Below are 11,442 nucleotides of genomic sequence, written 5' to 3' on the forward strand. Positions count from 1 at the left end.
TCCATTTATACTATACCTGCAACCGAGGAAACAATGCTTAATATGTCAAAACCCTTGCTCCCTATTTCTCTGATGATCTTGAATGTTCTGGTCTGCCTCACATTTCCTTCGAGCTGATTGAAAATCTCGGAGTGGTTTCCTTTGCTGTCGGATGAAATGGTTTTAAGGGCCTTGACCGCGGATAAAATATAGGTTTTGATTTCTAAAAAGGAATCTTCTAGTCTCTCTGCATTTAGACCTACCAGGATTGCATCAATTACTTTGCGTCCATCTACCTGAAAGAAGAGTAGGGCTGGATAGGAAACCTTGATGTCTGCATTAAAGTAACGGGAAATAATCTGGTCGGTTGTCACGTCCGGTTGCTTGTTGGAGGGGATTGCTGTCATTGATTCCATACCTTTTTTTGACCTTTCTTTATCCACATCCCAACTGGGTCTTTCTGGGCCTTTATGTATGCTAAAGACGCTCAAAAGGTCACCTGATATCAAATGTAGTGCGGTCCAATAGTCATCATCTCTTAGGATCTTATTGATTTGGGGATTTGTAAAATCATACAGAATAAATGCGAACGCCAGGGCCGAGACTTCATTTCGATGGTTATTGCAGATCTCAATGAGGTTCTCTTCAAAGCTTTGAGGATCGTGTCCTTCCTGGTTACTGTTCTTGAATACTGGATACATAAAAGATTGATTGGGCTTATAAAATATATTTCAAAATAGGTCTGTTAGGCTGAACTTACAGCTTTTTGTCGTGTTGCTATGTTTTATGAGTATAGCAGGGTCAGGATTATATTTTCTCCTGACCTGCGTTGATCATAAAAATTAGCGTTCACCCCTGGCATTTAATTCTGCTTGTTAATTCACTGTTTATGTTATTTTGTGCCATATAAGTTCATTTCTCCAGCAGGGTTAACCAGATAAGCATTAAATTCGATCGGGTCTATATCTGGATCCAATCCATGCTTTTTGCGAATAAGCTCCAGTAGTTCAATGGATAAGCTTTCTTTGATTGACAGGAATGCATTTAAATTTTCCAAGTTGTCATCCAGGAGCCTGACTCTTCTGAAGCTACCTTCGGAGAGATACCGGGTTACAATTTTCTTTTTCTTTTCAGCAACGGTACCTTCCTGGATATTGCCGGTCCTTTCCACATACATTCTCGATGAATTGATGTCGATGCCATATTTTCTGAAGGTGTTCAGGAACCTGTCTTTGTTGTCAAAATCACTTCTTGCGGTCAGGAATATGATTTTACTGCCTTCTGATCTGGAGGTGATGATATTTAGTATTCTTTTGAGTTCTCTAATGACCGCAACGATCGGTTTCGAGGTCGCCAAGAAAGCTTTTGCATCCTTAAAACTTCCAAAATCATAGGTTTCTCCTGCTGAGAGTGTGTCTGTATTGAACTGTTGGTTGTCTAGGGTTCTGACCAGCACATTGTTTTTGATCACTTTTATGGTTGCGAAGGTGTTAAAGATTGTCTCGTCTATATCAACAAAGGTAATTCCGTAGCCATATATGGAAGTGGGGACTTTATAGGTAAGGTCGACTTCTTTTTCGAAAAGACCTGATCCTATAAAGTCGTTTTCGTCCCTGACTCCGGGTGGGCAGAAATAATATCCCCCATCAATACTTTTCAGCACACCTTTTGCATAGAGTGCGTCAACTCCTGTACCTTCGACTGGAAAATTTGGGTTCATCTGCCACATATTGGTCACATGCTCGAACTGGTCCTGTATACTCTTCATAAAGGCCAAAAAATGCAAGCCGTTTATTGATTTTCCATTTTCGTCGACGCCGTCGAAGAAAGGGTAGGGTCTGCGCAAAAATCTTCTGTCAAGATCATTTTTGCCGAACATATCCGGTGTTTGACGTCTAGGTTGTACCTTTCTGATGTGCGCGTTCAATGGGCCGTCTCTGGCATCTTTAGGGGCTGGGTATACAGGGGTAAGGTTATTAGTACCTTCTTTTTGCCGTGATAAGGGCTGCCCGCTGTCTTTTTCCCTGCCGATGATGTGTTCCTGCTGTTTGTTCGAAAAGGCTTCCCATATGGGCATCATTTCCCTTATTTTTTTATAAACAAGGTAAGAACCATTTAGGCACCATTCCGGTTCATTGGAGAAGCTGTCGACGTAGACCAAAGGTTCAAGGTCGGTTCCTGAACGCAGGTTGTCGATCCCATCGTTGAATTTTAGAAATTCCCTCAAGTCCGGCCGGCCAAAACCCTGTTCTGCAGACCGTACCTTAAATACACTTTTGATGGAAGGGCTACCGGTCTTCTCTGCATGCTTTTTGTCTGTATATTCTGCAAAAAACCTGGTTGTAGCTATATTAATGTAAGGGTGGTCGCTCGCAACTACGATAAGTAGGTCGGAAATGGTTTCGGAAGCATTAAATTCATCCCCATGGAATCTGGGAATCAGTTTAAGGTTTTTTGGTTTTTTATAGCTAAGTCCGAACCGGTCGTTTCCCTGTGCATCGATGAACAGGGAATATCCCAGTGCTATGGTGATGGTGAGCCTCCAGGAAACTGGGATTTTAGCTATATCCAGTGCCAACATGTTATTTACAGATGGTTTTTTTAGCATTTCTTCCCTCGACATATCGGATATTACCTTCAGCAAGGTTTTCAATGCCTGTTTCTCCTTGACAAAAACATCTGCTTTGATTACCGTAAGGTAATTTTGCTTATCGACCAATCCTTTATACAGGTCGTAGCTAGGCTCATCCTCCAGCTCTTGGGGTGGTAGGAGTGAATATTTTGGGTCGGATATCCCACTTTGATAAGGTGGTTCCAGTATGGGCTGTGGCGGTGTTAATTTAAATTCTGCTTGCATACAATTATTCTTTAAATAATGGCCTTCTTTTGTGCTGTTCTTGAAGTGTTGGGAAAAGGGAAATGAAAAACTCGCTCCAACCACCCATGCGGACCCTCACCAGATTATAATCATCTGGACTGATCTGTGCGTTGGAAAAGGTTTCTGGATCGCTGACTGTGACGGTGAGCATATTCCCTCCATGGCCTTTTGCAAAGGACTTGAATATCGATGATAATTCTTTCAGACTGAAGTCTTCTTTAATATTGAAATCTGGGATTGCCCCATCAGAGAGCAGCTCAAGCGCTTCAGATCTATAGCTGGATAAGCCATCCATAAATCTGACTTCTGGGTTTTGGGGTATAGGCTGGTCACTGTGGTGCGGGGCGGGAGATAGATCAGAGGAAATCGGATCAAAAGCAAACCTGCCATCTGGGGTAGCGCCAATAAATGAACCCGAGAAATTATATTGTTCAAAGGTGCCGATGCCGGGTGCAATGAGTATTTCAAAGTCTTCTCCTTCGTTTTTGTAAACTTCCGCTAGTCTTTTCCAGTCTTGTTGATGTACGCTACCGTTTCTTGCATCTTGCAGGGAATTATAAAACGTATCAATCAATTGGTATGCGATTTCATCTATAGCTTTGATCCCCTGTCCGAATTTTGGCTGTCGTATACACGCTGCCCGAATTTCAGTGATTCTTTCTTCTGATATTTTGAGCCCCTGAACTTCCTTGTTTCTGCCCCAGTTTGTCCTTAGACAACTTACCAGTTCCTGTAAGGTAAACAACTGTTCGGTATAGACGAGTTGTTTGATTACCCAGAGGGAGTCCACTGCCGTGCTGACTCCTGTCATCAAAGGAGAAAAAAGATGATATCTCGCGCCGCCGCCTGCCAGATCTCTTCCTTTGCCGATGCAGCCGTTGATCATTGCTGATAAAAGAGGCGATGGTGAAACGTTCTCCTTGATGCCATATGCACTGAGGATACCATGGAAAAACCTATGACAGCCCAATAATAGCTGTTGCTCAAATATCTCCCAAAATTCATGGTATGTTTGGATATTTTGAGCCTGTTTTGTTCTGAGCCCGGCTTTGCTTCCCCTTAAATAAGTTGCACCTGAGGCACCAAAACCTGCTCCACTGTTCAATGTCTTTTCTAGAATGTCAAGTGCACCCACAAAACCGAAACTAAACTCTGTTTCACCTGCAAATAAAGTTTCATAACAACCGTCACAAGCATAATTTCTCGCGCTTTTTAATTCAACAGTACCCCCGGTTTTATATTGTAATGCAGGAATGATTTTATCGTCATTCATTAGGATAGGGTGTGCACCTCCGCTTAGGACAGTTCTTGCTGCAAGATCGAGCAGCTCATCTGCCGTGCCCTTATGTACCCGTAGATCAAGCGTAGGGCTGTTAAGTGGCAGCCGTCTTGCAGCTTCCAGGCACATGAAAGTAATATCATTTGCAGCATCAGCGGCCAATTCGTCATTATTGGCAATTGTTCCCCCAATGGTAACCTGCTGCATCCATTGATTGATTAAGGCGCCTTGGTCAAAGTTACTTGGTCCGCCAGAACCTAACAGGGCTCCGTCGGATGAGGTGAATCTATCTTCTACAAACCTCCGGTTCAGTACCACCTTTTCGTCAAGCTTGATCCAGAAACAATCTAAAGCCTCCTGGGCCTGCTCTTTGGTGATGAGCCCTTTAGCCAGATCGTTTCGATAATAGGGATGTAGTAGCTGATCCAGACGTCCGATTGGTACGATTTCTCCAGTAAAATGAAGTGCACAATGCATAATGAAAATCGCCTGTAGGGCATCCATGAAAGTTTCGCATGGTTTTGCAGGGTACTCTCTCAGCCTCAGGGAAATATCGGTCATTTTTTTTGCGCGTATGTCTTCTTTGTTGTATTGCTGCGCAGTTGCTAAGGCTAGATCAGCATATGCGTTTATATAGTACAATACTCCTTCTAGTGAACTGATGACTGAATCATAAAACTGGGACTTTTTGATTTCGGTCTCTACATGCGCTTTCTTTTCCTGGCATTCTTGAATAATTCCCAGGATTCCCTTTGTAAGAAGGGCCTCGTGATCTGGTACAATGTGGCCGAACGGTGACCATTCATTTAAATACCTTAGTTCCCAATAAAGACTTTCTTCGACAGTCAGATATTTCATCAATTCCTTACCCTGACCAACTGAGTACGGGGGGAGTGTACCAATGATGATTTCGTTCGGATTAATTTCCATGGTGCCATGTTTTTCCCTATTGCCTTCGTCACAGATCATCGTAAACATTTTTTTTATCGCCAAACCTTTTCGTTCGGCAACCGACAAAGCGACAATCCTGGGTAGATCAGATTGACTGTAATGGTCAAATAAATGTCCCATCTGTCCGAAGGAAAGCCACTTTGGCCTTGTCTGCCACTTTTCAAACGTTTCCTGCAGTAGTATGCAGACTCTGGGACTGAGTGTATCAGGGTGGTCTTTTGGCAAGGTTTCTAGGTATTGCCAAAAAGAAAGAATATTCTTATGCATGCTTTACATTTTTATTTCAACGGTACACCTCATGGTTTGGGCAACGATCAGACCGTCGTGGATCACAAAAGTGTCGACACCGTTTGTAATCCTTGTTGTAGCCGATTCTGCTGTCCATTCAAATAATACAATTCCTTCCTGCAGGGTTTCACTGGTAATCTGGGTGGTTGAACTTGTATCCAGGTTTTCGAAGTGCTGTTTGTACAGTGCTTGAATATTTTCCTTTCCTAAGATACTCTTGCCCGGGCTGATATAAATCGCATCAGGAGCAAAATCGCTCATTACCGCTTCTAGGTCAACGCCAGCAAATGCTTCGCAATGGTGTTTCCATACCTCTTCTGTAGTTCTTTTCATTCTGTTAGTGGTTGATAATGGGGGAAATCACATGATTAATTCTATTCTATGATACTGACGCGTCCTTTTGCCGTAACGTCGGCATCATGGAGCGTCTGATCGAAAATTACACCGGACCGTTCTGTGATCGTCTCAAGTGTTACCTGCATTGCCCGGACTTTTCGCTCGAACCTAGGTAAACCTTCTTTTTCTACTCCGGTTTTCTGGACCTTATCTGCCTGGCTGAGAATGAACCCATAAACAAGATTACCCTCGGATTTACTATGGATTGCAAAAATTTTCCAGAATTCCAAAGGATATTGGATGTCCATATATTCAGGATCATCGTCCTTAAAGATCGGGCCCGACAATATACATGCACGCTGACTATAATCTTTATTTGCGTTCTCCGGGTCGTTAACAATGAATTCCAGTTGCTTCTTGATCGCATTTTCCAATACCCCCCATAATCCTACACCGGCGTATGGAGCTACATCGCGGTTGAAGGCTTCATGCTGTGGGGTGCAGTTAGTCCAGTGGAAAGTGTCCGCATTGGCATATTCTATACCAATACTGTCTGTCTTTCCATCTTTGAGTTCAGACCAGCAGTTGTCATCTCGTCTTACAATATGTCCTTTGTCGACCAGAGTGGCCGGGTCATAAAATTCTTTGGCCTGGATCTGATAGATTTCAGGTATTCTTTTATCCAACCGCCATGCACCATTGCCGAGTTCTGCCCTGCTTCTGGAGTCGCGGAGTGCTGGGTTATAATCGACGTTTGCTGCACTCCACATCAGCATTCTGCGTTTTTTGTTCATGATCAGCGTGAAATGATGATAATGGGCTTTGTAAGGAACTTCTGTCTCAAAAGAGTTGTAAAGCTGTGACTGTAGCTCCTGCTTTACCTTAGGAAACGGAACGCTGAAGTCTGGTATGAAGTTTTCCAGATATCCTTTACGTGAATTGTAATTTTCGTCAAAACGCTCTTTTTTTTCCAGTAGTGCACTGATATTTTGAACTGGATGGAGTGGGGTCTCCTGGGCGTCGGTTACAAGCTCTCCCTGATTGATATAGATCCTGGTTGGTCCGTTAAAGTTCATTGTTATATTTGTCATTTTGGGTAGGGTTTTAGGGTGATGGAAATTTTTGTTTTCTTGTGATATCGAGGGATCAGGTGTTGCAGATAGGATAGACCTGAGGTATATTTTACGAGCTTCGGGAACCTGGGCAGATTTAAGGTGCTCGATTATTTTACTGATGCTCGTTCCCGCGTTTGAGATCCAGTCTACTTGGTCGTCTGACATTGTTTCGTTCCAGATCTCGCCAGTTCTGGTAAGCCAGTTACCATCGGAATTTGTCCTGGGAACAGATGTATAGTGCAGTGCCGCCACTTCCCAAAGTCTGTTAAAGCAGGGAGAGCCCGAAGAGCCGCGCATAGTGTCGGTTGAGTAGTAGAATATGCCCTTGGCTTCATCAATAGCTGTGACTGTATTTTCTTCGGTGGTATATTTTTTTATGCCCCCGTTTGGGTATTGGATAATATTGATCGCACCGTGCAATGCAACCTTTTCTGTTACTGGTTTTAATTCCAGGGTCTCCTGTAGTTCCAATGAGTGCTGTCCGTCAATCGATTCACCGCAAACATAGATTAGGGAGAAGTCCAGTTCAGGGCAGGTGTAGAAAAAGGTTTCAGGCTGGATCTTAAACTCTGATCCCTTAGATATCTCTTTGGTAATGGCATTTTTTTCATAAGAAAAATTGACTGCGCAGTCGTATGCCTCCTCAGGAGAGCCAAAAATATGGTTGTTGGTAATAAGTATATTCGGTGCAATCAAAAAGCCGGTGCCAAATCCCTTTGGTTCTGTGACCGATTGTATTTCGAAGATCCTCCCTACCGGAATACCGTGTTTTTTGGCCAGATCATTTGGTGGAATTTCACTGCTTTCATCCCGGGCTCCGATAATGCGCTCAAATGCCTTCAAATGAGAAGGTAGCACATCCTGCATTCGTTTTTTATATTCTTGGGCTGCCTGAGTCGCTATCGCAATCCTTGCTTTTCTTATTTTTGATAATCTATCCATCGCGTTAATTGAATAAGTTTGTCAATACTCTTTGATGACTTCTTTGAACTCTAAAAAGCTGCATTGGATCTCAATGAACATAAGGACGTCCTGATAAAGGATATTAATATCACCTGGTTCGGTAATGTCTTTTATTTCCATACCCCACCGGCCAGCTAAGAAGCGGTTTAAATCCATAGATTTTGTGAACTGTTGTTTGCACAGTTTCACACCCTGAACAAAATCTGATTGGTTCCAAAATAATCCAGATAGTTTTTCCATTTTTTTCTGTACCTCCGATTGCGATATTGCTACACTGTCTGATAAATAATACTGGTAAGTTTTAGGTGGGGAAAAGTTTTCTTTATAGCTAAGAACTTCTCTCAGCTGTTTCAAGATATCAAAATCAGGTTTTTGTTGGGTTCTTCCGATCATTCTTAGGTAGGAAAATACAAAGTTGATTGTGATATTAAAATCTCTGGGCGCATTTGGGCGCATATCAAGTAAGTGTTTTTCCTCCTCCAGCTGTTTGAAACTTTGATAATAATCGAATTCATATTCAAAAGCATTCGATAATAGCAGATGGAAGCCTTGAGGATTATCATTTTTAGATTGTGCTTTCATGTAGTCGTACAAACATTTTCTTCCCCGTTCTATCTCGTTTATTCTAATATAAAGCTTTGACTCATAAAAAAACAACCAATTATCAGCACTTCTGTCTCTTCTTTTGCTCAGTTCTTTGGTAATGAGCAATAAATCCTTATCGTCTCCCTTTTTGAATGCATCACGGATTTCGTTAGTCAGCACCCGTTCCCAGCTACTATGGTCACTTTTGACAACAGCGCTTCTGTGTGCGTAAATATTTAACAGTGGCGCAATACTTAATCTTGCTGATTCTGAAAGTTCGATAAATGAACGTTCCAGATAAGGTCTCATCGCGAGATCAAGATAGGGTTCTATTTCTTCGACACTATCGCCTCTCATTAACCTATGGTATAAGTATTCTGCTCGTGACTCCTCATCCTTAAACCGCCCATAGTAACTAATGGCAGTGGTATGGATAGCTGTTGCTTTCTCCGGATTTTGTTTTACTATAAGGTCTTTTAGCGCGATCCTTAAGTCCTGCCTGAAATAAATGTCGGGGCCATCTTGCTGGATCAGGAAACTTTCGAGTTTCAAAGCATCAAAGATTGCCCGGGCCTGATCAAGTGTGATTTTGCCAAGCCCGCAGGGTCCGGCTAAAACTTCACGGATTATCTCGGGGTTGATCAGGCGTACCAAGATGCCTGGAATGGCGATGTCCCTGACTTTTTGGTCTCTGATATGATCTAAATTTCTTCTTACAAGTTCCTGCTGTATCCGCGCTTCATCTACCTTTATGAAAAAACTGGATACTTTGACAGAATCTAATTTTTCGTTCGCCAGGTTCTCGTTTTGAAGTAAATTTATAACTAGGTTAAGAGTAAGTGGGTTGCCTCCAAATTTGTCGTAAATCTGAGTGGAAATCTCTTTGTCTTCTAGTCCGTGTCCCGAAAGAAATCCTATGGCAGATTCTTTGTCGAAAGAACCCAGTTTGAGGTGTTCGAATTCTATGTCCTCAAAAATGACTTCTGCCCGGCCTACAAATACATACCTGATCCTAGGCATGTAGGTGTTGAGCTGCGATAAAAAACTAAAAAAAACTCTCAGTTCTGCACCGGATGCCCTGGCCTGGATTTCTTCAAAAGAATCAAAAACAATGAGGACTGGAATTTTTAGGTCCAGATCGTATCTGCTGTTTATTGTCTCCAAAAGATCTATCTGATCAATGGAGCGGCTGTTGTTTGCAATTTTATCTCGAGATAGATAATTGGTTTTCAAAGTACCTATGATCTCGTCGAAAATACTGCCTAGAGTTGGGAACTGGACTTTTAATTGACTTAACGATTCAGCAACGAGGAGCATTACATTTGACAGGGATAGACCGGGCCTGTCGAAGTCTAGGTATACAAATGGGAGTGGCCCTTTACCCTGGTAATCAAGATGATCAATAATGAATTTTCCTATTAAAGTTGATTTTCCGATCCCGCCTAATCCTGTAACCATTAACGGGGGTCGTTTTTTCCAGTTTAGTCTATCGGTAATTGCCGTTTTGATGTTCTGTATGATTGAATCAGTTGGCAACCATTCAACATAATTTTTCAGTAGTGCCAATTCTGCTGCCCTGCCGGCAAAATGCTTTGTGATGCTATAAAATGGACTTAGACGTTCTTTAGACTTTATAAGATCGAGAATATTCTTGGGGTCTGGCTTTTCCAGAGAAAGATGTCCTACCCAGGCTAAAAGCTGATAAAGAGAAACCAGATCATTGATCCCAAAGTCCTGATATGCAATTTTTCTCTCTAGAAGTAGTTTATTAAGCAGTTCTTGCTTTTTGCTCTGTTGTCTAAATTGTATACTGTTTAACAGCGAAGTAATTTTATTTATCTCGCCGAAATTTTTATATACGAGCTCTCGGACAGTATCTTTTAAAACATAACTGTTGATTTCCTTAACAGTCGTCAGAGTGCTCTGGTCTATTAAGAAAGCAGTTTCTTGTTCATTTAATGACCTGTCTGCCATTTTAATTAAGTTGCTATCTATATCTTCGATAGTAAATTCTATGAAGAGCGAAGCAATCCTGAGATAAAGGTCGCTGTAATCAGGCCTGGGAAGTGACAGGGTGCTGTTGACACTATCGGTAATGAATGAAAGATCAAATGTTTTGTGTTCCATCTAATTGAATTTTTCAGCGTAGTTTTTATACCATTTGGAAAGCAGTTCGCCTACAGGACCAGCGTTCGGGCCATTTGAAAAGTCAGCCGCCTGGATAATCGGATCAAGCTCGGCCAGGAATTGTTGCTTGCTAAATGATATGTCTGATATCTTGCTTTTTAAATTGCTGTAAACCTGTTCGAAAAATTCATTTGCATGTGCTTTGGATAGGTTGCCATTGGCTATATCTATTTCATTTGCATTTTGGCTAAGTAAAAAATTCCAATTATCGGAGCGGTCATATCCGCTAAGCACCAGTAATATTTTTGTGTTCTGAAGCGGAAGGCCAGCCAGGCCGGTTATCAGTGCGTAGGCATCATCGGCTATTGGGGTATCGAACTGGTCCAAAAAGAAAAGATATACCTGATCTTTACCCTTAATAAAGATTTTAAGTTTGTTCAAAAACGGATGAAGCTTAAATTCGGCAGGCGTACTGATATTGACCGGATAATCCATGCCTATCTTTTCACATATCATCTGACAGATATGTGCAGCATACAACAGTTTATCACTGTCTGTATAGGATTCTCGTTCTGTTTTTAGATTAAGGTCGACCATTGTATACAGGTTTAGGCGTGACTCGATTTCGCTTAGATAGATCTTGATATAACTCAGTCCGGCTTTGGGTTCCCCTTTGATAATCAGAACAGAATATTCCTGGCTACTTATCATTTTTCTGACCGCATCCCTAAGGAGTCTGCGGTCAAGAAACGCATATTTTTTTTTGATCAGGCAGCTATCGAAGTGTAAATTGTTTATCGTCCAGCTCCCACCAGTAAGCTGGAAATATTCGTTTACATTTTCACTTAGAGTCAATAATTCGGGAAATGATTTTTGAGTATCCGTTAAAGTTATTGTAAAATCAGTTATTAACGTCAAAATGCAGCCCTTTTTGTTCAACA

The 11,442-nt window shown here is 41.9% G+C and carries 7 protein-coding genes; all 7 read right to left on the bottom strand.

All coding sequences use genetic code 11. The features are described from left to right. Positions 1–5: 5 nt before the first annotated feature. The 7 genes from R2S57_RS18955 to R2S57_RS18985 all read right to left on the bottom strand — a co-directional run bounded on the left by R2S57_RS18955 (position 6) and on the right by R2S57_RS18985 (position 11,419). Positions 6–680, bottom strand: a complete 675-nt coding sequence (locus tag R2S57_RS18955) for a hypothetical protein (RefSeq protein ID WP_316846512.1) — start codon at positions 678–680, stop codon at positions 6–8. 191 nt (positions 681–871) lie between these two features. Continuing rightward, on the bottom strand, positions 872–2,836 hold the full coding sequence (locus tag R2S57_RS18960; protein WP_316846513.1) for a Dyp-type peroxidase: 1,965 nt from the start codon (positions 2,834–2,836) through the stop codon (positions 872–874). A 4-nt stretch (positions 2,837–2,840) separates the two neighbouring features. Further along, a complete protein-coding gene (locus R2S57_RS18965) occupies positions 2,841–5,354 on the bottom strand; it encodes a pyruvate formate lyase family protein (protein ID WP_316846514.1) in 2,514 nt (837 codons plus the stop codon). A gap of 3 nt (positions 5,355–5,357) precedes the next feature. Beyond that, positions 5,358–5,708, bottom strand: coding sequence for a nuclear transport factor 2 family protein (locus R2S57_RS18970; RefSeq protein WP_316846515.1), 351 nt, complete (start codon positions 5,706–5,708; stop codon positions 5,358–5,360). A 41-nt stretch (positions 5,709–5,749) separates the two neighbouring features. Next, positions 5,750–7,768 (bottom strand): DNA/RNA non-specific endonuclease, encoded by a 2,019-nt coding sequence (locus R2S57_RS18975; RefSeq protein WP_316846516.1) that lies wholly within the window; start codon positions 7,766–7,768, stop codon positions 5,750–5,752. A gap of 21 nt (positions 7,769–7,789) precedes the next feature. Continuing rightward, entirely contained in the window at positions 7,790–10,501 is a 2,712-nt protein-coding gene (locus R2S57_RS18980) for a hypothetical protein (protein ID WP_316846517.1), read from the bottom strand. Then, positions 10,502–11,419, bottom strand: a complete 918-nt coding sequence (locus R2S57_RS18985) for a hypothetical protein (protein ID WP_316846518.1) — start codon at positions 11,417–11,419, stop codon at positions 10,502–10,504. Positions 11,420–11,442: the final 23 nt, after the last annotated feature.

Source organism: Pedobacter psychrodurus (assembly GCF_032678585.1).
GTDB classification, from domain to species: Bacteria; Bacteroidota; Bacteroidia; order Sphingobacteriales; family Sphingobacteriaceae; genus Pedobacter; species Pedobacter psychrodurus_A.

Coding starts and splice junctions, on each gene's coding strand:
- R2S57_RS18955 (WP_316846512.1), bottom strand. CDS start 680: ATGTATCCAGTATTCAAGAACAGTAACCAGGAAGGACACGATCCTCAA.
- R2S57_RS18960 (WP_316846513.1), bottom strand. CDS start 2,836: ATGCAAGCAGAATTTAAATTAACACCGCCACAGCCCATACTGGAACCA.
- R2S57_RS18965 (WP_316846514.1), bottom strand. CDS start 5,354: ATGCATAAGAATATTCTTTCTTTTTGGCAATACCTAGAAACCTTGCCA.
- R2S57_RS18970 (WP_316846515.1), bottom strand. CDS start 5,708: ATGAAAAGAACTACAGAAGAGGTATGGAAACACCATTGCGAAGCATTT.
- R2S57_RS18975 (WP_316846516.1), bottom strand. CDS start 7,768: ATGGATAGATTATCAAAAATAAGAAAAGCAAGGATTGCGATAGCGACT.
- R2S57_RS18980 (WP_316846517.1), bottom strand. CDS start 10,501: ATGGAACACAAAACATTTGATCTTTCATTCATTACCGATAGTGTCAAC.